Annotated in this window: 22 protein-coding genes, 1 tRNA gene and 1 pseudogene; 5 read left to right on the top strand and 19 right to left on the bottom strand. The window is 77.6% G+C overall.

Translation table 11 applies throughout. The features are described 5' to 3' along the window. Positions 1–84: 84 nt before the first annotated feature. The 8 genes from AB0J00_RS18885 to AB0J00_RS18920 form a co-directional block, all read right to left on the bottom strand. A tRNA-Thr gene (locus AB0J00_RS18885) sits at positions 85–157 on the bottom strand. 59 nt (positions 158–216) lie between these two features. After that, positions 217–1,395 carry a DNA polymerase III subunit delta' gene (locus AB0J00_RS18890; protein ID WP_357747705.1) on the bottom strand — a complete coding sequence of 393 codons (1,179 nt, stop codon included), beginning with the start codon at positions 1,393–1,395 and terminating at the stop codon, positions 217–219. A 14-nt stretch (positions 1,396–1,409) separates the two neighbouring features. After that, entirely contained in the window at positions 1,410–3,497 is a 2,088-nt protein-coding gene (gene tmk / locus AB0J00_RS18895) for a dTMP kinase (protein WP_357747707.1), read from the bottom strand. Between the two features lie 228 nt (positions 3,498–3,725). After that, on the bottom strand, positions 3,726–4,472 hold the full coding sequence (locus AB0J00_RS18900) for a class I SAM-dependent methyltransferase (protein ID WP_357747710.1): 747 nt from the start codon (positions 4,470–4,472) through the stop codon (positions 3,726–3,728). Positions 4,473–4,498: 26 nt separating this feature from the next. Further along, complete coding sequence (gene topA / locus AB0J00_RS18905) at positions 4,499–7,369, bottom strand: type I DNA topoisomerase (RefSeq protein ID WP_357747712.1); 2,871 nt, start codon at positions 7,367–7,369, stop codon at positions 4,499–4,501. A 195-nt stretch (positions 7,370–7,564) separates the two neighbouring features. Further along, positions 7,565–9,115 carry an alpha/beta hydrolase gene (locus AB0J00_RS18910; protein WP_357747714.1) on the bottom strand — a complete coding sequence of 517 codons (1,551 nt, stop codon included), beginning with the start codon at positions 9,113–9,115 and terminating at the stop codon, positions 7,565–7,567. Beyond that, positions 9,112–9,432, bottom strand: coding sequence for a hypothetical protein (locus tag AB0J00_RS18915; protein WP_357747716.1), 321 nt, complete (start codon positions 9,430–9,432; stop codon positions 9,112–9,114). The genes AB0J00_RS18910 and AB0J00_RS18915 overlap by 4 nt, the downstream gene beginning before the upstream one ends. 135 nt (positions 9,433–9,567) lie before the next feature. Next, on the bottom strand, positions 9,568–11,823 hold the full coding sequence (locus AB0J00_RS18920) for a sodium-translocating pyrophosphatase (protein ID WP_357747718.1): 2,256 nt from the start codon (positions 11,821–11,823) through the stop codon (positions 9,568–9,570). A 190-nt stretch (positions 11,824–12,013) separates the two neighbouring features. On the opposite strand from AB0J00_RS18920, the gene AB0J00_RS18925 reads away from it, so the two are divergent. Next, complete coding sequence (locus AB0J00_RS18925; protein ID WP_357747721.1) at positions 12,014–14,572, top strand: DEAD/DEAH box helicase; 2,559 nt, start codon at positions 12,014–12,016, stop codon at positions 14,570–14,572. A 57-nt stretch (positions 14,573–14,629) separates the two neighbouring features. Here AB0J00_RS18925 and AB0J00_RS18930 read toward each other — a convergent pair. The 7 genes and pseudogenes from AB0J00_RS18930 to ssd form a co-directional block, all read right to left on the bottom strand. Continuing rightward, positions 14,630–14,968: pseudogene (locus AB0J00_RS18930) on the bottom strand (Rv3654c family TadE-like protein); the annotation flags it as partial. After that, positions 14,965–15,348, bottom strand: a complete 384-nt coding sequence (locus AB0J00_RS18935; RefSeq protein ID WP_357747723.1) for a TadE family type IV pilus minor pilin — start codon at positions 15,346–15,348, stop codon at positions 14,965–14,967. The pseudogene AB0J00_RS18930 and the gene AB0J00_RS18935, both read right to left, overlap by 4 nt. Before the next feature lie 3 nt (positions 15,349–15,351). Then, positions 15,352–15,627 (bottom strand): DUF4244 domain-containing protein, encoded by a 276-nt coding sequence (locus AB0J00_RS18940; RefSeq protein WP_357747726.1) that lies wholly within the window; start codon positions 15,625–15,627, stop codon positions 15,352–15,354. Positions 15,628–15,822: 195 nt separating this feature from the next. Then, positions 15,823–16,563, bottom strand: a complete 741-nt coding sequence (locus AB0J00_RS18945; RefSeq protein ID WP_357747728.1) for a type II secretion system F family protein — start codon at positions 16,561–16,563, stop codon at positions 15,823–15,825. Then, the gene (locus AB0J00_RS18950) at positions 16,560–17,339 is read right to left on the bottom strand and encodes a type II secretion system F family protein (RefSeq protein WP_357747729.1); all 780 of its coding nucleotides are present in this window, start codon (positions 17,337–17,339) and stop codon (positions 16,560–16,562) included. Before AB0J00_RS18950 ends, AB0J00_RS18945 begins: the two co-directional genes overlap by 4 nt. After that, entirely contained in the window at positions 17,336–18,502 is a 1,167-nt protein-coding gene (locus tag AB0J00_RS18955; RefSeq protein ID WP_357747732.1) for a TadA family conjugal transfer-associated ATPase, read from the bottom strand. The genes AB0J00_RS18950 and AB0J00_RS18955 overlap by 4 nt, the downstream gene beginning before the upstream one ends. Then, entirely contained in the window at positions 18,499–19,581 is a 1,083-nt protein-coding gene (gene ssd / locus AB0J00_RS18960) for a septum site-determining protein Ssd (RefSeq protein ID WP_357747734.1), read from the bottom strand. The genes AB0J00_RS18955 and ssd overlap by 4 nt, the downstream gene beginning before the upstream one ends. Before the next feature lie 125 nt (positions 19,582–19,706). Here ssd and AB0J00_RS18965 point away from each other — a divergent pair, with 125 nt between their 5' ends. Next, complete coding sequence (locus AB0J00_RS18965; RefSeq protein ID WP_357747736.1) at positions 19,707–20,576, top strand: HAD-IB family hydrolase; 870 nt, start codon at positions 19,707–19,709, stop codon at positions 20,574–20,576. 2 nt (positions 20,577–20,578) lie between these two features. On the opposite strand, the gene AB0J00_RS18970 is transcribed toward AB0J00_RS18965, so the two are convergent. Continuing rightward, positions 20,579–21,568: an aldo/keto reductase gene (locus AB0J00_RS18970; protein WP_357747739.1), complete on the bottom strand. Its 990-nt coding sequence runs from the start codon at positions 21,566–21,568 to the stop codon at positions 20,579–20,581. Between the two features lie 45 nt (positions 21,569–21,613). Continuing rightward, positions 21,614–22,414, bottom strand: a complete 801-nt coding sequence (locus AB0J00_RS18975; RefSeq protein WP_357747741.1) for an oxidoreductase — start codon at positions 22,412–22,414, stop codon at positions 21,614–21,616. 65 nt (positions 22,415–22,479) lie between these two features. Between AB0J00_RS18975 and AB0J00_RS18980 the strand changes: the two genes are divergently transcribed. The 3 genes from AB0J00_RS18980 to AB0J00_RS18990 are packed head-to-tail and all read left to right on the top strand — an operon-like array spanning position 22,480 to position 24,396. Beyond that, entirely contained in the window at positions 22,480–23,055 is a 576-nt protein-coding gene (locus AB0J00_RS18980) for a histidine phosphatase family protein (protein ID WP_357747744.1), read from the top strand. Positions 23,056–23,068: 13 nt separating this feature from the next. Continuing rightward, positions 23,069–23,629, top strand: coding sequence for a bifunctional adenosylcobinamide kinase/adenosylcobinamide-phosphate guanylyltransferase (cobU, locus tag AB0J00_RS18985; protein WP_357747746.1), 561 nt, complete (start codon positions 23,069–23,071; stop codon positions 23,627–23,629). Then, positions 23,626–24,396 (top strand): adenosylcobinamide-GDP ribazoletransferase, encoded by a 771-nt coding sequence (locus tag AB0J00_RS18990; RefSeq protein WP_357747748.1) that lies wholly within the window; start codon positions 23,626–23,628, stop codon positions 24,394–24,396. Before cobU ends, AB0J00_RS18990 begins: the two co-directional genes overlap by 4 nt. Before the next feature lie 281 nt (positions 24,397–24,677). Here AB0J00_RS18990 and AB0J00_RS18995 read toward each other — a convergent pair whose 3' ends face one another. Both AB0J00_RS18995 and AB0J00_RS19000 read right to left on the bottom strand, forming a co-directional pair. Further along, positions 24,678–24,962, bottom strand: a complete 285-nt coding sequence (locus AB0J00_RS18995) for a ubiquitin-like small modifier protein 1 (protein WP_357747751.1) — start codon at positions 24,960–24,962, stop codon at positions 24,678–24,680. After that, the gene (locus AB0J00_RS19000; RefSeq protein WP_357747753.1) at positions 24,959–26,035 is read right to left on the bottom strand and encodes a sialidase family protein; all 1,077 of its coding nucleotides are present in this window, start codon (positions 26,033–26,035) and stop codon (positions 24,959–24,961) included. Before AB0J00_RS19000 ends, AB0J00_RS18995 begins: the two co-directional genes overlap by 4 nt. Between the last annotated feature and the right edge of the window lie 23 nt (positions 26,036–26,058).

The raw sequence follows: 26,058 nt of genomic DNA on the forward strand, positions 1-26,058 counted from the left end.
GGAGCGCGCCGGGTGGGTCACCGGGCACGCCGGGCCCGGACACGACAGCGGCCCCGCCCGGGAGGGGCGGGGCCGCTGGACGCGAGCCGCCTGTCGGAATCGAACCGACGACCTTCTCATTACGAGTGAGATGCTCTACCGACTGAGCTAAGGCGGCGGACGTGCGGCCCAGAGCTTACGGCACGCCCCGCCCCGGCCCGCGCACCACCCGGGGTGTCAGGCCGGCAGTCGCAGCGCGACGGTGAGCGCCTCGACGGCGACCTGCGGTTTGACGTTCTGCTCCAGCGCGGTGCGGGCGGCGAGCACCGCGTCGATCCGGCGCAGCGCCCCCTCCGGCCCGATCCGCCGGGCGAGCTCGACCGCGTCGCCACGCCGGTCCGGGTGGGCCAGCGGAACGTTCGGTTCGCCACCGGACGCGGCGACCACCAGGGCGTCGCGGTAGAGGGCGGCGAGGTCGACCAGCGCCCGGTCCAGCGAGTCACGCCCGAGCCGGGTGGCCCGGGACTTCTGCCGCTTCTCCAGCTCCTTGAGCTGCCCGGCGCCGCGGCTGGCCGCGGCCACCCCCGGCCCGCGGGCCCCCACCCCGAGGCTGGCCTTCACCGCCTCGGTCTCGACCGCGTCGACCTCGGCGACGGTCCGGTCGGTCTCCTCCTTGGCCGAGGCCACCAGGTCGTCAGCGGCGTTGAGGCAGGCGGCCAGCGAGACCAGCGACAGCGGGATGTCCAGCACCGCCTTGCGGGCCAACCGCGCCGACTCGTCCCGGGCCAGGTGCCGCGCCCGGCCGACGTGCCCGCCGGCGGCAGCCGCCGACCACGCCGCGAGCGCCGGGTCGACCCCGTCGCGCCGGACCAGCACCTCGGCCACCGCGTCGACCCGGGGCGTGCGCAGCGCCACCACCCGGCAGCGGGAGCGGATGGTCACCGGCACGTCGTCGGGGTGCAGCGACGGTGCGCACAGCAGGAACACGGTGCGCGGCGGCGGCTCCTCCAGCATCTTCAGCACGGTGTTGCCGGCCTGCTCGGTCATCCGGTCGGCGTCCTCGACCACGACGATCTGCCACCGGCCCTGGGACGGCGCGCGGCCGGCGGTGCGCACGATCTGGCGGACCTCGGCGACGCCGATCGACAACCCCTCCGGGACGACGCGGTGCACGTCGGCGTGGCTGCCGGCCAGCACGGTGCGGCACTGGTGGCAGGTGCCGTCGCCGCCGTCCGGGCACTGCAGCGCCGCGGCGAACGCGCGGGCGGCCACCGAGCGGCCCGACCCGGGCGGACCGGTGAACAGCCAGGCGTGGGTCATGGCGGCGGGGTCGGCGACCGCGGCGCGCAGCTCGGCGACGACCGCCGGCTGCCCGACCACGTCGGTCCACACGCCGTCGGACTGGGGTGCGCTCACCCCACCACTCTCGCTCACCGGTGCAACCGGGCCGTGGACCCGGTCGCGTCCCCGCGCCGCGCCCGGGGCACCCGGACGCCGGTGGGCAGCTGCTGCAACGGAAGACCGCTCAGCAGCGCGCTGACCCGGACCCGGACGGCGGCCGCCAGCTCGTCGACCGGCCGCCGGCCGTCGAGCACCAGGTAGCGGTCGGGGTCGGCCTCGGCCAGCGCGGTGAACGTGCTGCGCACCCGCTGGTGGAGGTCGCGCTGCTCGGCCGGCAGCCGCCGGGCCGCGGTCGGCCCGTGCACCCGGGCCAGCGCGTCCTCGGCGGGCAGGTCCAGCAGCACGGTCAGGTCGGCGTGCAGCCCCTCGGTCGCCCAGCGGGAGATCGTGCGGACGTCGTCCATCGGCAGCGCCCGGCCGGAGCCCTGGTGGGCGAGCGCGCCGTCGACGAAGCCGTCGGCGACGACGACCTCCCCGGCGTCCAGCGCCGGGCGGAGCACGTCGTGCACGTGCTGCGCGCGGTCGGCGGCGTGCATCAGCGCGGCGGCGCGGGGCGCGAGCGGGCGGCCGGCGGAGTCCGCCGGGCCCGACCGGCCGCGGCCCGCGCTGGGGGCGCCGGGGTCGGCGGTCGCCCGGCTGACCAGGCCCTCCTCGGTGAGCCACGCCACCAGCCGGCGGACCTGGGTGGACTTCCCGGCGCCCGCGACCCCCTCCACGGCGATCAGCACTCCCCCGCCGGCCAGCCGCCGGCGCGCGGTGGTGTCGCGGCGCAGCGCGGTCACCACGTCGGCCACGAGCGGCACCGGCCGGCCGTCGTCCATCTGCCGGTAGGCGACCACGCCCACCGCGACCGCGAGCACCCCGGCGACCAGCAGCATCACCCGCTCGCCGGTGACCTCGACGGCGACCGGGCCGACCGCGACCCGGTGCTTGCCGAACGCCCCGACGGCGAACGGGGCCAGCGCCAGCGAGACGATCAGCCCGGCCCGAACCAGCGACTGGACCAGGGCGAACGTGCGGCCGCGCACCTCGTCCTCGACCTCGGTGCCGAGCAGGGTGAAGCCGGCCAGGTAGGCGATGCCGGCGAGGAAGCCCATCAGGACGACCAGCAGCAGCGCGATCCACAGCGCGAAGGTCCAGGCCAGCAGCGCGACGACGACGCCAGCGCCGACGATCGCCACGCCGAAGGTGCGCTCGCGGGACAGGTCGTGGGCGAGGCTGGGCCCCAGCGCGATGCCCGCCCCCAGGCCGACGAACACCGCGCCGAACAGCAGCCCGTAGGACGCCTCGCCGCCGCCGACGGACATGACGAACGCCTGCGCGGTGGCGATCACCACGCCCGCGGCGACGAACGCCCCGGTGATGCCGACGACCAGTCCGCGGACCAGCGGCGTGTGCCCGGCGAAGGAGAAGCCGGTGCGCAGGGACCGGAGGAAGCCCTCGCCGGCGACCTGCGTCCCGCCCGCGCGACGGCCGCTGATCGAGGGCAGCCGCCAGATGACCACGGCGGCGACCAGGAAGGTCAGCGCGTTGACGAACAGCGCCAGCGCCTCCTCGGTCAGCGCCGGGACCGCCTGGCTCAGCCGGTCGCCGACCGTGCTGAACAGCGCGAACGCGAGCGCGGCGAGCACCGGGGTGAGGCCGTACGTGGTGATCAGCGAGAGCTGGTTGGCGGGCTCGAGCTGGTCGCGGCGCAGCATGTTCGGGACGGCGGCCTCCTTGGCCGGCTGCCAGAACAGGGTGACCGCCTCGATGAGGAACTGGGCGACGAAGAGCCAGACCAGGTCGCCGACGAGCGGGATCGAGGCGAACAGCGCGAACCGCAGCACGTCGCAGACCACCATCGTCTTGCGGCGGTCGAACCGGTCGGCGAACGCCCCGGCGAGCGGGCCCAGCACGATCGCCGGCAGCAGCCGGAACAGCAGGACGGCACCCAGCGCGTAGTTCTGCGCGGAGAAGCTGTCGACGAGCGAGGTGGCGGTCGCGGTGATGGCCAGCAGCCCGAGCCAGTCACCGAAGCTGGACAGCGCCATCGAGAGCCACAACCTGCGGAAGTCGGTGACCCGCAGCACCCCGCGCAGCCGGGTGGCCAGGTCGGCCGCGCCGTCCGCGGGCACGGCGGGCCCGCCGTCGGCGGTCGGGCGGTGCGCCGACGGCCCGCGGGGCGACGGAGCGCCCGTCGGGTCGGTGCTGATGGGGACCTCCCGGCGAGGAGGGGCAGCGGCGTGCTCCCCGGCGCGCGGCCTGCACCGGTGGGGGGACGCTACCTCCGGGCACCGACAGGTCGACCCGGTCCTTCGTCCCTTGCCGGTCGCATGCCACCGCCCCGACGGCGGCGCGCGGCCTCAGTGCCGGAGCGTGAGCCGGTGTGCGCGGGTCGTGTGCGGCAGCTCCAGCACCGACCGGCCCCGGGTGTCGGGGTGCGTGGCCATCAGCTCGCGGACGCGCCCCAGGAACTCCTCCCGGCGGGCGGCGTCCATGGTCGCGACGTAGCTGCGCGTGCCGATGCCGGCGACCACCTGGTCGGGGGTCACGGTCTGGACGACGGCGGAGTCGGCGACCGCGACGTCGGCTGGCAGCGCCGCGGCGAACGCGGCCACCACCCCCTGGTCGGCCTCGTGGTCGCGCGCCTCGGCCGCGAGCACCTCGCCCAGCGCGCGCACCCAGGGCACCCGCTCGTCGCGGGTGTTCCAGACGAAGCCGACGACTCCGCCCGGCCGCAGCACCCGGCGCAGCTCGGCCGCCGCGGGCCCGGGGTCGAACCAGTGCGCGGCCTGGGCGGCGACCACGGCGTCGACCGAGGCGTCGGCCAGCGGGACCGCCTCCGCTCCCCCGACCTGCGTGGGCACCTGCGGGTGCCGGGCGCGCAGCTGGTCGAGCATCTCGGCGGACGGGTCGACGGCGAGCACCTCGTGCCCGGCCGCGAGCAGCTGGTCGGTGAACAGCCCGGTGCCCGCGCCGAGCTCCAGCACCCGCCGCGGCGCCGTCCCGAGCAGGAACGGCACCACGTCGGCCGGGTAGCCCGGTCGCAGCGCCGCGTACTCGGCTGCGACCGAGCCGAACGACGTCCGCCGCTCGCGCCAGCCGTCCATGCCCGTCCCCCCGCCCGCCGCGCCGGTCAGCTGGTGGCGACGGGCTCGGAGAGGTCGACGGCGCCGGGCGCGGCCTTCGTCGTCGTCGTCTTCTTCGCCGTCTTGCTGGCGGTGGTCTTCTTCGCGGTGGTCTTCTTCGCCGCCGCCTTCTTCGCGGGGGCCTTCTTGGCCGCCTTCTTCTTCAGCGGCGCCCGCTCCCGCCGGTCGGCGAGCAGCTCGGCCGCCCGCTCCAGCGTCAGCGTCTCGATCTCGTCGCCCTTGCGCAGGCTGGCGTTGTGCTCGCCGTCGGTGACGTACGGGCCGAACCGGCCCTCCCGCACGGTCACCGCACCGCCGCTGACCGGGTCGTTTCCGAGCTCCTTGAGCGGGGCCTTCGCCGCGGCGCGGCCGCGCTGCTTGGGCTGGGCGAAGATCGCCAGCGCCTCGTCGAGGGTGACGGTGAACAGCCGGTCCTCGCTCTCCAGCGAGCGCGAGTCGGTGCCCTTCTTCAGGTAGGGCCCGTACCGGCCGTTGAGCGCCTGGATCTCCTCGCCGTCGGCGTCCGTGCCCACCGTGCGCGGCAGCGTGAGCAGCTGCAGCGCCTGCTCGAGGGTCACCGTCTCCGGCGTCATGGTCTTGAACAGGCTCGCGGTGCGCGGGGTCTCCTTGCTCCCCTCGGGCACGACGGTGGTGACGTAGGGCCCGTACCGGCCCGCCTTCACCGCGACCGGGTGGCCGGTCTCCGGGTCGGTGCCCAGGTCCCGGTCGCTGGACGGCGCCGACAGCAGCTCGGCGACCTTCTCGCTGGTCAGCTCGTCGGGCGCGATGTCCTCGGGGATGCTGACCCGCGGGCCCTCCTCGCCGCCGGCCTGCAGGTACGGCCCGTACCGGCCGACCCGGACGACGACCGGGCGGCCCTCGGGGTCGGTGGCCCGCAGCGGGATCGAGTTGATGCCGCGGGCGTCGATCTCCTCCAGCCGCTCGCCGATGACCTGCTTGAGGCCGCCGGAGCGGGCGATCGCGCCGGCGTGCCGGCCCTCACCGCCGAAGTAGAACTCGGTCAGCCAGTCGACCCGGCCCAGCCCGCCGTTGGCGATCTCGTCGAGCTCGTTCTCCAGCGACGCGGTGAAGTCGTAGTCGACCAGCTGGGCGAAGTGCTGCTCCAGCAGGTTGACCACGGCGAACGCGATGAACGAGGGCACCAGCGCGGCGCCCTTCTTCCACACGTACCCGCGGTCCTGGATGGTCTGCATGATCGACGCGTACGTCGACGGCCGGCCGATGCCCAACTCCTCCAGCCGGGCGACCAGGCTCGGCTCGGTGTACCGGGCCGGCGGGCTGGTGGTGTGCCCGCGCGGGTCGAGGGCGACGGTGTCCAGCGACTGCCCGCGCTCCACCCGCGGCAGCCGGCGCTCGGCGTCGTCGCTGGCGTGGTCGTCGTCCGCGCTGCTCGCGCTGCCCTCGTCGCGGGACTCGACGTAGGCGCGCATGAAGCCGGGGAAGGTGATGGTCCGGCCGGAGGCGGTGAACTCGACCGCCTCGTCGGTCGCGGAGCGGCCGGCCAGCCGGATGCTCACCGTCTGGCCGACGGCGTCGGCCATCTGGGAGGCGACGGTGCGCTGCCAGACCAGCTCGTAGAGCCGGAACTCGTCCCGGCCGAGCTGGGCGGCGAGCTGGCCGGGGGTGCGGAACGAGTCGCCGGCGGGGCGGATCGCCTCGTGCGCCTCCTGGGCGCCCTTGGCCTTGCTCTTGTAGCGGCGCGCCTCGGCGGGCACGTACGCATCGCCGTAGAGCTCGCGGGCCTGCCGCCGGGCGGCGTTGATCGCCTCGTCGGACAGGTTGGTCGAGTCGGTCCGCATGTAGGTGATGTGGCCGTTCTCGTACAGCCGCTGCGCCACCCGCATGACCTGCGCGGACGACCAGCCGAGCTTGCGGCCGGCCTCCATCTGCAGGGTGGAGGTGGTGAACGGGGCGTACGGACGGCGCCGGTAGGGCTTCTCGTCGACCCGGCTGACGCTCACCTGGCGACCCTCGAGCCGGGCGGCGAGGCCCCGCGCGCCGGCCTCGTCGAGGTGGACGACGTCACCGGTGACCCGGCCGGTCTGCGGGTCGAAGTCGCGGCCGGTGGCGACCCGGCTGTCATCGACGCTGACCAGGCGGGCGCGCAGCGTGGTCGGCTCGCCCTCGTCGGCGCCCTTCGGCCGCGGCACGGAGAAGGTGCCCTCCAGCGACCAGTAGTCGGCGGCGGTGAAGGCCATCCGCTCGCGCTCGCGCTCGACCACGATCCGGGTGGCCACCGACTGCACGCGGCCGGCCGACAGCTTCGGCAGGACCTTCTTCCACAGCACCGGGGAGACCTCGTAGCCGTAGAGGCGGTCGAGGATCCGGCGGGTCTCCTGGGCGTCGACCAGGGCGGTGTCCAGCTCCCGCGGGTTGGCGACGGCACGCGCGATCGCCTCGGGGGTGATCTCGTGGAAGACCATCCGGCGCACCGGGACCGACGGCTTGAGGGTGTCGACCAGGTGCCAGGCGATGGCCTCGCCCTCGCGGTCCTCATCGGTGGCGAGGTAGACCTCGCTGGCGTCCTTGACCAGCTGCTTGAGCCGGCTGACCTGCTGCTTGCGGTCGGGGCTCACCACGTACAGCGGCTCGAAGCCGTGGTCGACGTCGACGCCCAGCCGCGCCCAGGACTCGCCCTTGTGGGCGGCCGGCACGTCCGCGGCGTTGCGCGGCAGGTCGCGGATGTGGCCGACGCTCGCCTCGACGACGTAGCCGTTGCCGAGGTAGCCGGCGATCTTGCCGGCCTTGGTCGGCGACTCCACGATCACCAGCGGCCGGGACCCGGCCGCGGCAGCCCGCTTGCGGGGCGTGCTCTTGCCGGTGCTGGTGGCTGACTTCGTGGTCCTGGAGGGCGGCACGGTGCTCCTGTCGGGGTGCTGGTGCAGGCGCCGGCACGCGTCCGGCGCACGCGGGTGCGGTGGGACGCACACCCGCTCGGCGACGCCACGGTAGGCCACGCTGCACCCGGGGGCGTGGGCAGCGAGCCCTGACGGGCGTGCCGTCGGGTGGATCAACGGCTGGCGGGCGCTGCTGTTCCCGGTGCCGGGGCGGCCTCACCCCGGCCGCCGGGTGCCGGCCACGACCTCGCCGATCGCGGCCAGCGTGGGCCGGTCGCGGTCGTAGTACTGGCTGTGCCCCTGCCCCGCGGACGTGGGCAGCGCGACGTCGCCGAACCACGGGTCGGTGGGCCCGGAGCCGAACGCCCCCGACAGCGCGACCGGGTCGGCCCGGGACCACGCGCCGTACACCTCACCGGCCTCCAGCGCCCGGGCGGTCCACGCCTCGACGCCCGGGCTGCCCAGCAGGACGACGGCGTCGGCGGCGAGCCGGCCCGGCGCGCCGGCCGCCCGGCGGGTGACCAGGGTGCCGTAGCTGTGCGCCAGCACCGTGGTCCGGGGCGGGGGCGCGGCCCCCGGGACCGCGCGGGCCGCGGCCAGCCCGTCCAGCGCCCGGTCGAGCACCGGCCCGGCCCGGCCCGCCGCCCGCTCGCTGGGGGCGGTGAGCAGCCCCGGCGTGCGGTAGCCGAGCCACACCAGCCCGGCCACCGCCAGGCCGGGCGCGGCGGCGGCCGCGGCGGCGCGCACGTCGGCGGCATCGCCGGTGAGCCCGGGCAGGTCGCCGCTGTCGGTGCGGATGCCCGGGACCAGCACCGCCACCGCCCCGGCGGTGTCGAGGTCACCGATCGACAGGCTCACCAGCCCGCCGCGCGGGTCGAACTGCAGCAGCTGGCGGACCTCGCCGTCCGGTCCGGGCTCCAGCGCCGCCGCGGTGTCGACCACCACCCGGTGCACCGCGGGGTCGGGCTGCCAGTCCCGCAGGGACAGCGCCAGCCGGGACCGGTTCGCCCGGTCGCGGGCCCAGGCGGGCAGGCCGTCGAGTCCGCCGACGAGCAGCGGCTGCTCCCGCACGACGGACATCTGCTGCGCCGGCGACAGGCCGGCCCACCAGGCGGCCACGCGGCCGGGGTCCCGTTCGTACAGGGGCAGCTCGGCGGCGTCGCGGGGGCGGCCGGTGCCCAGCCGCACGACGAGGTCGGCGAAGGAGACCGGCCCGCCGCCGGCGACGTCGCCGAGCCCGGCCAGCGGCTCCCCCGCCCGGCCGGCGGCAGCGGTGACCCGTTCGGCTGCGGCGAGCGCCTCGGCGGCGGTGGCCTCCGCGGCCAGCCCGGCGGCCCGCAGGTCGTCGACCGCCGCCGTCTGGTCGGCGGCCATCGCCGGCGCGGGGAGCGGCTGGTCGCCGGCCACCCGCCCGGCGGGGTCGAGGGCGAGCCCGGCCGCCGCGGCGCGGGCGGTGGCGGCGGCCGCGAGCTGCTGCGCCTCCACCGCGTCGGGCAGCAGCTCCTGCAGCTGCGCCAGCGACCCGGTCACGGCCCGGTGCACGGACCAGGCCGCACCGGACACCTCGCTCAGCGCGGTGGCGGCCGCGGTGCCCGCCGGGCCGGACCACACCTCCGCGCCGGCCAGCCCGCGGCCGAGCGCGTCCAGCCGGGTGCGCCAGGGCTGCAGCCGGTCGGCGACCAGGCCGAGGCCGGCCACGGCGGCGCGCAGCCGGGGCGGGTCCCAGGCGGCGACGACGGCGAGCGGGGAGGTCAGCGGGCCGGTCACCGGGCCACCGCCGTCCGGCCGACCGGGCCCTCGATCCGCTGGGCGATCTGCTCGTCGGCGGCCCGGTAGCTCTCGATCGCGGCCTCCAGGGTGGCAGCGACCGCGCAGGTGCGCGCGGCCAGCGCGGTCAGCGCCGCCGACCAGCCCTCGCCGGCCGCGGCCGCCCGGGTGCCGGCCTCGCCCGGCAGGGCGTCGGCGACCGCCCGACCGGTGACCGCGGTGGCGCCGGCGTCGTCGTCCAGCTCCGCGGCGAGCGCGGCCAGCTCACCGAGCAGCCCGCGCAGCACGTCCAGCTGGACGGAGACGAGGTGGGACACGGTGCCTCCCGGCGGGGACGCGGTCCCGGAACGGGACCGACGCCGCGACGCTAGGAAGCCCGCACGAAACCCCGAGGGCCGTCGTCCACACCCGGTCCGGCCGTCCACAACCTCCGCGGCGGGCTGGTCAGCCGGTCAGGAGGTGCGGACCGCGGCCCGGTCCTCCGCGGTGTCCCCGCCGACCACCGTGGAGCGGCGCTTGCTGACCACGACGGCGGCGACGACCACCAGCGCGGCGGCCACCGCGATGAGCACCCGGACCGTGTCGTGCTGGTCCTCCCCCACGCTCAGCCCCACGACGGCCGGCGCGATCAGCAGCGCCACCAGGTTCATCACCTTGATCAGCGGGTTGATCGCGGGCCCGGCGGTGTCCTTGAACGGGTCACCGACGGTGTCGCCGATGACGGTGGCCGCGTGCGCCTCGCTGCCCTTCCCGCCGTAGGCGCCGTCCTCGACCATCTTCTTGGCGTTGTCCCATGCGCCGCCGGAGTTGGACAGGAAGACCGCCATCAGGGTGCCGGTGGCGATCGCGCCGACCAGGTAGGCGGCCAGCGGCCCGAAGCCCAGGCCGAAGCCGACGGCGACCGGGGCGAGCACCGCGAGCAGCCCGGGGGTGGCCAGCTCGCGCAGCGAGTCGCGGGTGCAGATGTCGACGACCGCGCTGTAGTCGGGCCGCTCGGTGCGGTCCATGATCCCGGGGTGGTCGCGGAACTGCTTCCGCACCTCGAACACCACCCGCCCGGCCGCCCGGGACACCGCACTGATCGCCAGCCCGGAGAAGAGGAAGACCACCGCGGCGCCGATGACCGCGCCGACCACGTTCTCCGGCTGGACCAGCGTCAGCGCGTCCCCGAGCGAGGCACCGGCGTCCTCCAGCGCGTCGTCCAGGCTGGCGTTGTAGGAGCCGAACAGCGCGGTCGCGGCGAGCACGGCGGTGGCGATCGCGATGCCCTTGGTGATCGCCTTGGTGGTGTTGCCGACCGCGTCCAGGTCGGTGAGCACCTGCGCGCCCTCGGCGTCGATGTCCCCGGACATCTCGGCGATGCCCTGCGCGTTGTCGCTCACCGGCCCGAAGGTGTCCATCGAGACGATGACGCCGGCGGTGGTCAGCAGCCCGCAGCCGGCGAGCGCGACCGCGTAGAGGGCGGCGCCGCCGCCGATCAGGGACGCCCCGTACACGGCGCCGCCGATGAGCAGGGCGGCGTAGACGGCGGACTCCAGGCCCAGCGAGATGCCGGACAGGACGACGGTGGCCGGGCCGGTCAGCGAGCTGCGCCCGACGTCCTTGACCGGGCGGCGGGAGGTCTCGGTGAAGTAGCCGGTCAGCTGCTGGATGGCCGCGGCGAGGACGACCCCGACCAGCACCGAGACGAAGCCCAGCACCTGCGGGCTGACCGGCACGTCGAGACCGTCGGAGATGGTCGGCAGCAGGGTGAACGACGCGACGGCCACCAGCACGACCGACACCGCCGCGGAGGCGAAGAAGCCGCGGTTGATCGGTGCCATCCAGGACCGGTCGTTGGCCCCGGGGTTGCTGGCGAAGATGCCGGCAATCGAGGCGAGCACGCCGATGGTGGCGACGACCAGCGGGAAGACCATGCCGATGGCGCCGAAGAAGACCTGACCGAGGATCAGGGCCGCGACCAGGGTGACCGCGTAGGACTCGAACAGGTCCGCGGCCATCCCCGCGCAGTCGCCCACGTTGTCCCCGACGTTGTCGGCGATGGTGGCGGCGTTGCGCGGGTCGTCCTCCGGGATGCCGGCCTCGACCTTGCCGACCAGGTCGGCGCCGACGTCGGCGGCCTTGGTGAAGATGCCGCCGCCGACCCGCATGAACATCGCCAGCAGCGCCCCGCCGAAGCCGAAGCCCTCCAGCACCACCGGCGCGGTCTCCTGGAACAGCAGCAGCGCGAGGGAGGCGCCGAACAGGCCCAGCCCGACGGTGATCATGCCGACGACGCCGCCGGTGCGGAACGCGATGCGGAAGGCGGGGCGGTGCCCGCCGGCGGCCGCCGCGGCCGCCACCCGGACGTTGCCGCGGGTCGCCAGCGTCATGCCGATGAAGCCCACGCTGGCCGAGCACGCGGCGCCCAGCACGAAGAACAGCGCGCGGCCGATGCGGGTGCCGATCCCGCCGTCGGTGACCGGCAGCAGGAGCAGCAGCACGAAGACGATGACGGCGAAGACCGCCAGGGTGCGGAACTGCCGCCGGAGGTACGCCCGGGCTCCTTCCTGCACCGCCTGCGCGATCTCGCGCATGCTCGCCGTGCCCTGGTCGGCGGCGGAGACCGCGCGGACGAGCCAGGCGGCGAAGGCCAGCGCGCCGAGCGAGACGAGCAGGGCCACCGCGACCAGGGTCAGGTCGCCGGCGGAGAGGTCCGGATCGGGCATGAGGTCCTCCACGGCGGTGTGGGTGAGCCCGCCGGGTGCCGCCGCGGCCGTTGGCGGCTGCACCCGGTGGGCAGGAACTGTGCCGCAGTGACCGCTCCGCCCGCCAGACCTCCTGTGACCCCGTGCACGATTCGTCGGCGGTCGCCCCCGGGCCCTGCCGGGGGTGGCGCGGGGGTGTGACAGTGGTGGGGTGACGTCCCTGCACCCGCTCCCCCGGGCCGCCGAGGTCGACGCAGACCAGCCGACGTCCGGGCCGCTGCCCGGCGCCGAGCTCCTCGAGGCGCTGCTGGCCGGCACCGATCCGGACGAGGACCCGGTCACCCACGTCCACCACCTGCCGGTGCGGGAGAGCCGCACCGCCGACTGGCCGGACTGGGTCGGCCCTGACCTGCGGCAGCGGCTGGCCGACCGCGGCGTGACGGCGCCGTTCAGCCACCAGGTGGCCGCGGCGCAGCTGGCCCGCTCCGGGCAGCACGTGGTGGTCGCGACCGGCACCGCGTCGGGCAAGTCGCTGGCCTACCAGCTGCCCGCGCTGACCGCGCTCGCGGAGGACCCGCGGGCCTGCGTGCTCTACCTGGCGCCGACCAAGGCGCTGGCCCGCGACCAGCTGGCGTCGGTGACGGCGCTGGCCGACCCGTCGGTGCGCCCGGCCGCCTACGACGGCGACACCCCGATGGAGGACCGCGACTGGGTCCGCCGGCACTCGCGGTGGATCGTCACCAACCCGGACATGCTGCACCGCGGCGTGCTGCCGGCCCACCAGCGCTGGTCGAGCACGCTGCGCCGGATCGCCTACGTGGTCATCGACGAGTGCCACGCCTACCGCGGGGTGTTCGGCTCGCACGTCGGGCACGTGCTGCGCCGGCTGCGCCGCATCTGCCGCCGCTACGGCGCCGACCCGGTGTTCGTGCTCGCCTCGGCGACCGTGGCCGACCCGGCCGGCGCGGCCAGCCGGCTGGTCGGGGCGCCGGTGACGGCGGTGACCGAGGACGGCTCGCCGCGCCCCGGGGCCACCTTCGCCCTGTGGGAGCCGCCGCTGACCGAGCACACCGGCGAGCACGGCGCGCCGCTGCGCCGCTCGGCGGCCGCGGACGCCGCCGGGCTGCTGGCCGACCTGGTCGAGCAGCGGGCCCGCACGCTGGCGTTCGTCCGCTCCCGCCGGGGCGCGGAGTCGGTGGCCGAGCAGGCCCGGGCGATCCTGCGCTCCCGCGGGCACACCGACCTGGTGTCCCGGGTCGACTCCTACCGGGGCGGCTACCTGCCCGAGGAGCGGCGGGAGCTGGAGCGGGCGCTGTCGGCCGGTGAGCTGCTGGGCGTGGCGACGACGAACGCGCTGGAGCTGGGCATCGACATCGCCGGCCTGGACGCGGTGGTGCTGGCCGGCTACCCCGGCACGCTGGCCTCGATGTGGCAGCAGGCCGGCCGGGCCGGGCGCGCGCAGCGGGAGTCGCTGGTGGTCTTCGTCGCCCGCGACGACCCGCTGGACCACTACCTGGCCCACCACCCCCGGGCGGTGTTCGGCCGCCCCGTCGAGGCCACCGTCACCGACCCGACGAACCCCTACGTGCTCGGCCCGCAGCTGTGCTGCGCGGCCGCCGAGCTGCCGCTGCACCCCGACGACCTGGCCGAGTTCGGCGGGCCGGCGGCCGAGGCGCAGCTGGCCGAGCTGTGCGAGGCCGGGCTGCTGCGCAAGCGGCCGGCCGGCTGGTACTGGGCCGGCCGGGGCCGGCCCGAGGTCGACATCCGCGGCAGCGGTGAGGGCCCGGTCTCGATCATCGAGGGGGCGACCGGTCGGCTGCTGGGCACCGTCGACGGCGACGCCGCGCACGCGACCGTGCACTCCGGGGCGCTGTACGTGCACCGCGGCGAGACCTACGTCGTCGACGAGCTCGACGTCGAGGACGCCTGCGCCGTGGTGCACCCGGAGCGCCCGGAGTGGACGACGGTCGCCCGCGACGTCGTGGACATCTCCATCGTGGGCACCGACCGCACCCGGCGGCTGGGCACCGTCACCGCGCACACCGGCGTGGTCGACGTGACCAACCAGGTCGTCGCCTACCAGCGGCGCCGGATCGGCACCGGCGAGGTGCTGGCCGAGTTCCCGCTGGACCTGCCGCCCCGGCAGCTGCGCACCCGCGCGGTGTGGCTGACCTTCGACGACCGGGCGGTGGCCCGCGCCGACGTCGACGACGCCGCGCTGCCCGGCTCGCTGCACGCCGCCGAGCACGCCTCGATCGGCATCCTGCCGCTGCTGGCCACCTGCGACCGGTGGGACCTCGGCGGCGTCTCCACCGCGCTGCACCCGGACACCGGGAAGGCCACGATCGTCGTCTACGACGGGAACCCGGGCGGGGCGGGCTTCGCCGAGCGCGGCTACACCGTGCTCCGCGACTGGCTGCAGGCCACCCGCGCGACGGTGGCCAGCTGCGAGTGCGACAGCGGCTGCCCGTCGTGCGTGCAGTCGCCCAAGTGCGGCAACGGCAACGAGCCGCTGGACAAGGCCGGTGCGGTGCGGGTGCTCGACGTGGTGCTCGACGAGCTCGCGCACGCCCCCGAGCTGCCACCGGAGGAGCTGCGGGTGACCGCGGTGCCCGAGGTCGCGGTGTCCGCGCCGCGCGGCGTCGCTGCCGTCGCGCCGGCTGCACCGGCCCGGCCGGCGGCGGTCGGCGAGACCGAGGACGACCCCGCCGAGGCCGCCGACGACGCCGCCGTCCCGGCCGACGACCTCGCCGACGACCTGGTCTTCTGAGCCGGCGCCGCGTCCCGGGTCCCCCGCCGCGGGCTCGGGTGGGGCGGGACCGGCGCGGGCCCGGCCGACCGCGTCGCGGACGCCGACCGGGCCGAGCCGGACCGGCACCCGGACCTGCACCGCGACGACCGCCGCGGCGTCGACGGCGCAGCTGACCAGCTCCGCGCCGTTGGCCGCGGCGACCCGGCCGGCCACCGCGCAGGCCGCGGGGTCGCCGAGCACCGCGCGCCCCGCCCCGGCCAGCGCGGCGAGGTCCGCGGCGGCGCCGGCCCGGTGCCGGCCGACCACCGCCGCCCCGACCAGGACCGCGGCCGCCCCGACCACGGCGAGCACCCCGGCGAGCGCGACCAGCCACACCGTCGCCGACCCGCGCTCGGGCTGAGCGGACGGGGTCACGGCGCGGCCCCGGGTTCGCGCACCGCGGTGGCCGACGCCGAGACGGTCACCCGGAACGGCAGCGGGCCCAGCGGCGCGACCGACGCGGCGACGGTCACCGTGACGGTCTCGCCGTCGCCGCCGACCGTGGTCCGGGCGCCGTCCGGCGCGGCCCGGGCGGCCAGCCCGGTGACGGTGCCGGGATCGTCGCCACGGGCGGCGGACCGGGCGCCCTCCCGGGCGGCGTCGACGCACCGCAGCTGGCTGCCGACGACCACCACGGCCGCGACGGCGGCGGCGAGCACGAGCAGCAGCACCGGCAGCACGACCGCGGTCTCGGCGGTGACCATGCCGGCCTCGCCGCCCGCCGCACCGGTGTGCCGCCGCCGTCGGGACGCCACGGCTCAGGAGAGCGTGTCCAGCGCGCGCTCGACCAGGTCGCCGAGCGCGGAGACCACCGAGCCGCCCGTCACGACCTGGTAGAGCACCGCGGCGAACGCGCAGGCCGCCACCGTGCCCACCGCGTACTCGGCGGTGCTCATGCCGGCCTCGGCGTCGTCGTCCTCGCCGGTCCAGCGCCCGGCCAGCCGCGCCCACCACCCGGGTGGTCCGGGCCGGTCCGCCGCCTCGTCGTCCGTCGGCCGGTCGGCTCCCTCGGGCCCTGTCGTCTGCTCGTCCATGACCTCGCTCCTCCCCGGGACCCCGGCGGTCCCCGTCGCCGTCGAGCCTCGGTGCCGAGCCGGGCCCGGCGACGGCCCGCGGCACTTCTGTGGACGGCACCCGCCGGTGTGGACGACGGCGAGCGCCCCGCCCGCGACCGTGCTCACGGGACGACGGTGCTCACGGGGAAGACGGCGCTCACGGGAAGACCTCGCTCACGGGAAGACCTCGCCGGCGATGCCGAGCACCAGCGGCACGACGCCCAGGCAGAGGAACGCCGGCAGGAAGCACAGCCCGAGCGGCGCCAGCACCCACACGCCCGCCCGGCGCACCGCGGCGTCGGTGGCGGCCCGGTCGGCGCCGCGCAGGTCGGCGGCCAGCCGCTGCAGCGCGGGCACCACGGCCGAGCCCGACTCCCCGGCGCGGACCAGCGTGCGGGCGAGCGCGTCGACCGGCGGTGGCGTGCCCGCCCAGGCCCGCTGCGGCGCCGCGCCCAGCCGGTACAGCGCACCCACCTCGGCCAGCCGGGCGCCCACCGGCCCGGGCACCACGGCGGCCACGGCGGCCAGCGAGGCGCCGACCGGGGTGCCCGCGGCCAGGCACACGGCGAGCAGGTCGCAGGCCAGCGGCAGCTCGGGCGCCGCACGGTCGCCCCCGCCGCTCGCCGGTCCGGCCCGCCGCCGCAGCAGCCGCTCCCCGGCGACCGCAACGGCCAGGCCGACGCCGACCCCGACCGGCCCACCGCCCAGCAGCGCGGCTCCCGCCAGGCCGGCCGCCCCGGCGAGCAGCCACCGCCGCCCCGGGCCCGGCGCCGGCGCCGGCGCGCGGGCGGCAGGCGGTGGGCCGGCCCGTGCCCGGCTGAGCGCGCGCACCCGGCGGCGCCGGACCGCGCCGCTGGACGGCCACAGCAGCAGGGCGGCGGCGAGCGCCAGCAGGCCGGCTGGGCCGCCGGTCACCGGCGGACCGCGCGCTGCACCAGCCGGGCGGTCCACACGGTGCCGGCCAGCTCGAGTGCGACCCCGGCGACCAGCAGGACGGTGCCGGGCAGGGTGGTGGTGAGCACCCGCCACGGGTCGGCGCCGACGCCGCTGCCCATGACGAGGCCGAGCAGCGGCAGCCCGGCCAGCACCGCGGCGCTCGCCCGTGGCCCGGCGGTCGAGGAGCGGAGCTCCTGCTCGGCCTGCCGCTGGGCGCGCAAGTCGTCCTCCATCGCGGCCAGCACGCCGGCCAGCGAGCAGCCGGTCCGCCGGCTCACCTGGACCGCGGCCGCGACCCGGCCGAGCAGCGGGGCCAGCGGCCCGGCGTCCGGCGGGACGGCCCCGCTGCGCAGCACCGGACCCAGCAGCGCGGCCGTCCCCGGCTCGGCGCCTCCGGCCACCGCCCGCTCCGCGGCCTCCTCCAGCGTGCGCCCGGCCCGCACCTCCGCGGCCACCGCCCCCAGCGCCTCGGCCAGCGCGGCGGCCCGCCGCTGGGCGGCCTGGTCGCGGCCCCGCCGCTGCGCCGCCCGCACCGCGAGCGCGGCGGCGCCGGCGACCAGACCGGCGACCACCGGCGTGCTGAGCAGCGCCCCGGCCAGCCCGGCGAGCAGCGCGGCCGGCACCGCGGCGAGGGGGCGGGCGGCGAGGACGCCCGGGTCCGGCAGCCGCACCGGCCGGGCTGCCCGGAGCCGCCCGGCGCGCCGGCCGGGCCAGCAGCCGAGCGCCGCCGCCAGGCACAGCAGGGCCGCGGTCATCCGGGCACCGGCCGCTGCAGCAGCCCGGCCAGCAGCTCCCGGCCCGGCGCGGGGCCGCCGTCGGCCCGCCAGCCGGGCACCACCTCGATGAGCCCACCGCCCCGCCGGAGCACGCCCAGCTCGGTGACCCCGCGACCGGCCGGCCCCCGGCGCAGGTGGACGACGACGGCGAGCGCCGCCGCGGTCTGGCTGTGCACCGCGGCCCGGTCGAGCCCCGCGGCCACCCCGAGCGCCTCCAGCCGGGCCGGCACGTCCGCGGAGCGGTTGACGTGCAGCGTCCCGCAGCTGCCGTCGTGCCCGGTGTTCAGCGCCGCGAGCAGGTCGACCACCTCGGCGCCGCGGACCTCGCCCACGACGATCCGGTCCGGCCGCATCCGCAGCGCCTGCCGCACCAGGTCCCGCAGCCCGACCGCGCCGGCGCCCTCCACGTTGGGCGGCCGGGTGAGCAGCCGGACGACGTGCGGGTGCGCGGGGTCGAGCTCCGGGGCGTCCTCGCACAGCAGCAGCCGCTCGGCGGGGTCGACCGTGCCCAGCAGCGCCGACAGCACGGTCGTCTTCCCGGTGCCGGTGCCTCCGGTGACCAGGAACGACAGCCGCCGGTCGACGACCGCGGCCAGCAGCTCCTCGGCGGCGCCGGGGAACGCGCCCCGGGCGGCCAGCTCGGCGCGCCCGAGACGGGCCCGGCGCAGCACCCGCAGCGACAGGCAGGTGCCGCTGCCGGAGACCGGCGGGAGCACCGCGTGCAGCCGGGTGCCGTCGGGCAGGCCGACGTCCACCCAGGGCGCCGCGTCGTCCAGGCGCCGGCCGGCCCCGGCCGCGAGCCGGACGGCGAGCCGGCGGACGGCGTCCTCGTCGGGGAACCGCACGCCGGCCGGCTCCAGCCCCTCGCCGCGGTCGACCCACACCGCGTCGGCGCCGTTGACCAGCACGTCGGTGACACCGGGCGAGCGCAGCAACGGCTCGAGCGGGCCCGCCCCGGCCAGCTCGTCGGTGGCCTCGCGCACCGCCGCGAGCACCGCCCGCTCCCCGAGCAGGCCGCCGGTCTCCTCCCGCACGAGCGCCGCGACGGCCGCCGGTGTCACGCCGCCCGTGCCCCCGGCCAGCCGGGCCCGCACCCGGTCGACCAGCCCGGGCTCGTCATGCACCGGCCACAACGCGCTCACGCCGCCCGCCGCGCCGTCTCGGTGAGCAGCAGCCGCGCCAGCACGCCCAGGGGTGAGCGGGCGGCCACCGACGGGGGCTCCCCGCGCTCGCACCGGGCCACCGCCGACCGGTCGTGACCGAGCTCGGCGAGCACCGGCCGGCCCACCAGGTCGGCCACGTCGGCCCGGCCCAGCCCGCCGGGAACCGGGCGGCTGACCACCACGGCCGCCGACCAGGGCCGGTGCGGGGCGAGCAGCTGGCGGGCGGCGGCGGCCGCCCGCAGCCGGGCCGGCACCAGCAGCACCGCGAGATCGGCCTCGGGGAGCACGGGCTCGGCGGCGGGGCTGCGCGCGGGCAGGTCGACGACCACCCCGAGCCCGTCGTCCCGGCCGCCGCGCAGCACGGCCAGCAGCGCCTCGGCCGGCACCTCCGCCGGCTCGTCCCGGGACGCAGCGAGGACGGCGACGTCGTCGGCGGCGGGCAGCGCCGCGGACAGGGCGGAGCCGGGCACCCGGCCGCTGACCCCGGCGAGCTCCGGCCAGCGCAGCCCGGGCGCGGCCTCGGCCCCGAGCAGCAGGTCGAGGCCGCCGCCCCAGCCGTCGCCGTCGACCAGCAGCTGGCCGACCGGGCCACGCGGGGCGGCGGCCAGCGCCAGCGCGGTGGCGAGGGTGCTGGCCCCGGCGCCGCCTGAGCTGCCACCGACCACGACCACCCAGCCCGGCCGGGCCGGTGCCCGCACCGCGTCGGCCACCCGCTCGACCAGCCAGGTCTCGTCGCGGGGCAGGACGACCACCCGCTCGGCGCCGGCCTCGACCGCCGCCGCCCACACGCCGGCGGCCGGTTCCTCGACGGCGACGACGAGCACGCCGGGCCGCCGCGGCAGCGCCCGGACCCCGGCCGAGCCCAGCGCATCGGTGCCCAGCAGCACCAGCGGCGCGTCGCGGTGGGCGCGGCGCAGCGCACCGCTGCCGGCGGTCAGCTCCGGGGTGGCGCCGGCCGCGGCCAGCAGCCGGAGCAGCTCGTCGAGCAGGGCGTCGTCGGAGCTGACGACCAGGGGCCGCCCGCCGGGGGACGCGGAAGGGGGACGCGAGTCGGACATGCGCCCAGCGCAGCCGGGACGCCGCGGCCGCGGAAGGCCCGCGGCGGATCTGTGGACGACCCGTCGGGGTGTGGACGGCGGTGCGCACCCCCACCGGGACTGCCGATCCTCTTACCGTGTGGGACGTGACCCGCGCTGCGGCCTTCTTCGACCTGGACAAGACCGTCATCGCCAAGTCCAGCGCCTTGGCATTCGGACGACCGTTCTTCCAGGGTGGCCTGATCAACCGACGGGCCGTCCTGAAGAGCGCCTACGCCCAGTTCGTCTTCTCGCTGGCCGGCGCCGACGCCGACCAGATGGAGCGGCTGCGCAACCAGATCACCGCGATGATGACCGGCTGGGACGTCGCCGCCGTCCACGAGATCGTGCGCGAGACGCTGCACGAGATCGTCGACCCGCTGGTGTTCGCGGAGGCGGCGGACCTGATGGAGGAGCACCGCGCGGCGGGGCGGGAGATCGTGATCGTCTCCAGCAGCGGGGCGGACGTGGTGGAGCCGATCGGCGAGCTGCTGGGCGTCGACCGGGTGGTGGCCACCCGGATGGTGACCGAGGACGGCCGCTACACCGGCGCCATCGACTTCTACGCCTACGGCCCGAACAAGGCCGCCGAGATGCGCCGCCTGGCCGAGGAGAACGGCTGGAACCTGGCCGACTGCTGGGCCTACAGCGACTCCGTCACCGACCTGCCGATGCTGGAGGCCGTCGGCCACCCGACCGCGGTCAACCCCGACCGCGGCCTGCGCCGGGCAGCGGCCGAGCGCGGCTGGCCGGTGCGGGAGTTCGTGCGGCCGGTGTCGCTGCGGGCCCGCTTCTCCGGCGCCCGGACGCCGATGGTGACCGGGGCCGCCGCCGTCGGCGCGGCCGTGGTGGGGCTGGCCTGGTACGCCCGGCGACGGGCGGCCCGGCCCGCGGCGAGGACCGGGCCGGCCGGCGACGCCGCGGTCACCCCGCTGCCGCTGCCCACCCCGGGTCGCCGGCGCCGCCCGGGCGCCTGAGGTCAGATCCCGAGGCGGCTGCGCAGCTCCCCGGCCTTCTCCCGCACGGTGTCCCCGGCGGTGCGCACCGCCGACACCGGGGTGAAGGCCCGGGCGGCGGCGGTCAGCGCGTCCCGCTCGTCGGCGCGGAGGTCCAGCTCCGCGGCGGCGACGTTCGACTCGAGCTGCTCGACGCTCGAGGCGCCCGGGATCACGACCACCTGCGGCTGGGCGACCAGCCAGGCGAGGGCGACCTGGGCCGGTCGTGCACCGTGCGCGTCGGCGACCTCGCGCAGCGTCCGCAGCAGCGGCTCCGCGCGGCGCAGGTTCTCCGTGCCGAACAGCGGGTTGGCCGCGCGGACGCCTCCGGGGCGGTGGTCGGCGGAGTAGGCACCGCCGAGCAGGCCCTGGGCGAGCGGGCTGTAGGCGATCACCAGCCGGCCCTCGCGCTCCGCGAAGGGCACCAGGTCGTCCAGCGGCCCCGGCGAGGCGAGCGAGAACTCGACCTGGTTGCTGACGACCGCGCGCCCGAGCGCGGCGTCGGCCGCCTGCCACCGGCCCAGCGGGTAGTTGGACACCCCGACGGCGCCGATCCGCCCCTCGTCGAGCAGGGCGCGCAGGCCCGGCATCACGACCGAGTCGTTGACCAGCGGGTTGGGCCAGTGCACCTGGTAGAGCGGGATGCGCGCCAGCTGCAGCCGGCGCGCGCTGGCCTCCGCGCGGTGGCGCGCCACCGCCGGGAAGGGCGCCACCGGGAAGAGCTTGGTGGCGACGACGACCCGGTCGCGGTCGTCGCCGAGCGCGGCGCCCAGGATGCGCTCGCTCTTGCCGAAGCCGTACGCCTCGGCGGTGTCGAACAGCGTGACGCCCAGCTCCCGGGCCCGGCGCACGATGTCGCGGGCACCGGCGGAGGCGTAGCCCGCGCCGTAGCCCCACTCACGCGAGCCGAACTGCCAGGTACCGAGGCCGATCCGGCTGACCTGACCGAGACCGGGGACGTCGACGGAGCGCATCGCCCCAGTGTCCGTGCCCGGCTCGGACGCTGCACGGTCGCGGGGTCAGCCGCGCAGCACCGCCTCGCAGATCGCCAGGCCCTCGAGGGCACCGTGCTCGACGGCCCGGCAGCAGTGCGCGATCCAGGCGGCGACGCCGTCCGGCCCCCCGGAGCGGTAGCCCTCCAGGGCGGTGGCGTAGGCGTCCCGGCCGAGTTCGACGAACCCGACCTCGGGCACCGACACGGCCTTGGGGTCCAGGCCCCGGGTGATGCCGGTGAGCCGGGCGGCCGCGCGGGCCACGACGCCGTCCTGGACACCGAACGGCGCGAGCGCGGCCAGCTCGCCGTGCACGACGGAGGCCACCACGACGGCCGGCGCGGAGGTGCCGCCGGTGAGCAGTGAGAACAGCCCGGCCAGCCGCGGCCCGGCTCCGGGCGCGGGCCGGCCCAGCGCGTCCCGGTCGGCGAGGTCGGCGGCGGCCAGCACGTGCAGCCGGGCCAGCACCTGCCCCGGTGCGCGCTCCCAGGTCTCACCCATCGACCCCAGCGCCGCGGAGACCCGCAGCGACCCCTGCACCACCGGGTCGTCGACGGCGCCGCCCCGCAGGTCGGCGAGGGGCACGTCGGCGCCCTCCAGGGCGGCCGAGGCGCGGGCGCCGCGCAGCGCCGACTCGGTGCTCACCTCGGCCGAGCGGTTGCGCATGAGCCGGTGGGCCAGCAGCCGGTCGATGCCGGTGCGCGCGGACTCCGCCGCCGCGCGGACGCCGGGCAGCTCCAGCAGCGGGGCGAGCGGGTCGGGGCCGGCCGGGGCGGCGGCGGGCCGGGCCGCGCGGCTGCCGGCGCCGGGGCGCAACGGGATGGTCACGGCTGCGACGGTACGAGCCGGTGCACGGCGGCCAGTGGGCGGCCAGCCCTTACGCTGCGCAGACCATGGCCGCACCGCTCACCCTCCTCCTCGTCCGGCACGGCCAGAGCGAGTGGAACGCCGCCGGCCTGATGCAGGGCCAGACGCCGCACGTGCCGCTGACCGCGCTGGGCCACGAGCAGGCGGCCGGCGCGGCCGCGGAACTGGCGGCGCTGGCCGCCGGCGGCGCCGTGCCGGGGGCGCTGTTCTCCAGCGACCTGCTGCGCGCCCGGCAGACCGCCGAGCACTGCGCGGCTGCGCTCGGGCTGCCGGTGCAGGAGACGCCGGCGCTGCGCGAGCAGGGCTACGGCGTGCTCGAGGGCCGCCCGTCGCGCGAGCTGTGGGACGTCGTCGACTGGACCGACGTCGACTGGGCCGCCGAGGGTGGGGAGAGCCTCGCGCAGCTGCACGCCCGGGTCGCCGGGTTCCTCGCCGCGCTGACCACCGACCCGCCCGCCGCGGTGGTCGTGCTGGTCACCCACGGCGACACCATCCGTGCCGCGCAGGCGGTCGCCGCCGGGCTCGGTCCCGCGGAGCTGCCGGCGGTCACCCCGCACAACGGGTCGGTCACCCGGCTCGAGCTGACAGGTGCGCTCCGGTGAGCGGTGGGCTCCGGTGAGCAGGGTGCTGGTGCTGGGCGGGTCGCGGTCGGGGAAGTCCGCGCACGCCGAGCAGCTGCTGGCGGGCTGGGAGGAGGTCACCTACCTGGCCACCTCCGCCGGCGCGCCCGACGACGCCGAGTGGGCGGCCCGGGTCGCCGCGCACCGGGCCCGCCGCCCGGCCGGCTGGACGACGCTGGAGACCACCGCCCCCTCCGCGCTGCTGCGCCGCGGCGCGGTGCTCGTCGACAGCGTCACCACGTGGGTGGCGGCGCTGATGGACGAGACCGGGGTCTGGGACACCGCGGACGCCGGTGGCGCGCACGCCGCCCCCGCCGCCGAGGGCGACGCCGCGCTGGACCGGCTGGCCGGCCGGGTCGACGCGCTGGTCGACAACTGGGTGATGACGCCGGCGCACGTGGTCGCGGTCAGCGACGAGGTCGGGCTGGGCGTGGTGCCCGAGACCCGGGCCGGCCGGCTGTTCCGCGACACCCTCGGCGAGGTCAACCAGCGGCTGGCGGCCACCGCCGACGAGGTCTGGTTCGTCGTCGCCGGGTTGCCCCAGCGGCTGCGATGACGCCCCGCTGGCTGTCCGGGCCGGTCGAGTCGTTCGCGCTGCTCAGCGCGGTGCGCATGCCGCCGGTGCCGTCGGTGCGGCGGGCGCTGCCCTGGGCGCCGCTGGTCGGGTTGGTGCTGGGTGCGGCCGCGACGGTGCTGGCCTGGGCCACCGCGCGCGGCGCCGGGCCGCTGGTGGGCGCGGTCGTCGGCGTGGCCGTGCTGGCCGGGCTCACCCGGGGGCTGCACCTGGACGGGCTGGCCGACACCGCCGACGGGCTCGGTCCGCTGCGCGGGCGGGAGCGGGCCCTGGAGGTCATGCGCTCCGGCGACGTCGGCCCGTTCGGGGTGACGACCCTGGTGCTGGCACTGCTGCTGCAGGTCGCCTGCCTGGACCGGCTGCTGGGCACCGATGGTGGCTGGCTCGCGCTGCCGGTCGCGACGGTGGCGGCCCGCGTGGCGATGGCGGCGACCGGGTTGCCGGGCGTGCCGCTGGCCGCGGGCTCCTCGCTCGGCGCCGCGGTGGCCGGCACGGTCACCCGCCGGTGGCTGGCCGGGGTCCTCGTCGTGCTGGCCGCGCTCACCCTGGGCGCGGCGCAGCTCACCTACGGCGACCTCGCGCCCGGCTGGCGGCTCGGGGCCGCGGCCCTCGCCGGCTGGCTGGCCGCCGCGGCACTGCTCCGCCGGGCGCGCACCCGGCTCGGTGGGGTCAACGGCGACGTGATGGGAGCCGCCGGCGAGGTCACCGCCACCGTCACCCTGCTCGCGGCCGCCCTGCTGCTGGGCTGAACCCGGCGGTCAGCGCCGCCGGGTGAGGGAGTTGAGCACTCGGGTCAGCCCACCGGACGGCGTCCCGGTGCGTGCGGTGGTCCGCCGTCCGGCGGTCCGCGGGGCGGCGCCCCGTCCCGTGGTCCTCGTGCGTGGTGCCGCCCGGCGACCCGCACGTCCAGCGGTCGCCTCGGCCTTGCCCATCAGCCTGCCCATGATGCCCATGCCCGATGGTCTGCCCGGCGCGGCCGGGTGGTGACCGGCCGGGGCCGCCGGCTCAGCGGTGCGGCGCGGCGTGACCGTCAGCCACCGGCGACGGACTGCACGACCATCACCTCGGCGCCCGGTGGCACCGGGGTGGCGAGCCCGGCCAGCCGTCGCACCTCGTCGCCGTCGACGTACACGTTGACGAAGCGGCGCAGCGCCCCCGTCTCGTCGCGCACCCGGCGGTCGAGCACCGGGTGCGCGGCGGCCAGCGCGTCCAGCACGGCACCCACGGTGGCGTCGCCGGGCAGGTCCAGCGTCATCGACGTCCGCCCGCCGGCGCAGTCGGCGAGCAGCCGCGGCAGCAGCACGGCGACGCTCACGGCAGCACCGCGGCCCGGACGCAGAGCACGTCGGGCAGGTGGGAGGCGACGGTGGTGAACGACTCCCCCTCGTCGGCGCTGGCGTACACCTCGCCGCCGCGGGTGCCGACGTAGACGCCCACCGGGTCGCCGGCGTCCACGCACGCCGCGTCGCGCAGCACCGCGTTGTACTCGTGGTCGGGCAGCCCGGCGGACAGCTCCCGCCAGGTCTCCCCCGCGTCGTCGCTGCGGTGCACCGCGAGCCGGCCGCCCGGCGGGATCCGCTGGCCGTCGGCGACCAGCGGCACCACCCACACGGTCCCGCCGCGGCGCGGGTGGGCGAGCATCACGAACCCGAAGTCCGAGGGCAGCCCGTCGGCGATCGACGTCCACGAGTCGCCGTCGTCGTCCGAGCGGTGCACGCCGTGGTGGTTCTGCGCGTACAGCCGGGTCGGGACGGCGGCGTCCCGGGCGATCTTGTGCACGCACTGGCCGAACTCGGGCGCGGGGCCGGGCAGGAAGTAGGCGCTGATCCCGGCGTTGCGGGGCTGCCACGTCGCGCCGGCGTCGCGGGTCCGGTAGACGCCGCCGGTGCTCATCGCGACGTGCACGGTCGTGCCCGGACCGGGGACGACGCTGTGCGCGGCGGCGCCGCCGTAGCCGGCACCCCACTCGGTGCGGTGCGGGTGGTCCCACAGCCCGCGGCACAGCGCGAACGAGTCGCCGCCGTCCTCGGACCGCCACACCGAGATCGGCTCGCAGCCGGCCCACACGACGCCCGGCCGGTCCGCGGCGTCCGGCTGCAGCTGCCAGACCCGCTCGACCGCGGCACCGGTGTCGGCGGGGAACCGGATCGCGCCGCCGTCCGGCTCGGCCCAGCTCGCGCCGAGGTCGTCGGAGTGGACGACGGTCGGCCCGAAGTGTTCCGACCGGATGCCGAGCAGGACCCGGGTGCGGCCGTCGCGGGTGTCGATGCCGATGCTCGGCACCTCGGTCATCAGGAAGTGCGGCTGCGACAGCGACCAGGTGCGCCGGTCGTCGCTGGTCGCCAGCCACAGCCCCTTGCGCGTGCCGATGGCGAGGAGGGTGGTCATGCCGGGGAGGACTCCCCGGCACG

This window comes from Modestobacter sp. NPDC049651 (assembly GCF_040659695.1).
In the GTDB taxonomy this organism is placed as follows: Bacteria; Actinomycetota; Actinomycetes; order Mycobacteriales; family Geodermatophilaceae; genus Modestobacter.

Coding starts and splice junctions, on each gene's coding strand:
- AB0J00_RS18920 (WP_357747718.1), bottom strand. CDS start 11,823: ATGCCCGATCCGGACCTCTCCGCCGGCGACCTGACCCTGGTCGCGGTG.
- AB0J00_RS18970 (WP_357747739.1), bottom strand. CDS start 21,568: ATGCGCTCCGTCGACGTCCCCGGTCTCGGTCAGGTCAGCCGGATCGGC.
- AB0J00_RS18990 (WP_357747748.1), top strand. CDS start 23,626: ATGACGCCCCGCTGGCTGTCCGGGCCGGTCGAGTCGTTCGCGCTGCTC.
- AB0J00_RS18980 (WP_357747744.1), top strand. CDS start 22,480: ATGGCCGCACCGCTCACCCTCCTCCTCGTCCGGCACGGCCAGAGCGAG.
- AB0J00_RS18940 (WP_357747726.1), bottom strand. CDS start 15,627: ATGGACGAGCAGACGACAGGGCCCGAGGGAGCCGACCGGCCGACGGAC.
- AB0J00_RS18950 (WP_357747729.1), bottom strand. CDS start 17,339: ATGACCGCGGCCCTGCTGTGCCTGGCGGCGGCGCTCGGCTGCTGGCCC.
- ssd (WP_357747734.1), bottom strand. CDS start 19,581: ATGTCCGACTCGCGTCCCCCTTCCGCGTCCCCCGGCGGGCGGCCCCTG.
- AB0J00_RS18900 (WP_357747710.1), bottom strand. CDS start 4,472: ATGGACGGCTGGCGCGAGCGGCGGACGTCGTTCGGCTCGGTCGCAGCC.
- AB0J00_RS19000 (WP_357747753.1), bottom strand. CDS start 26,035: ATGACCACCCTCCTCGCCATCGGCACGCGCAAGGGGCTGTGGCTGGCG.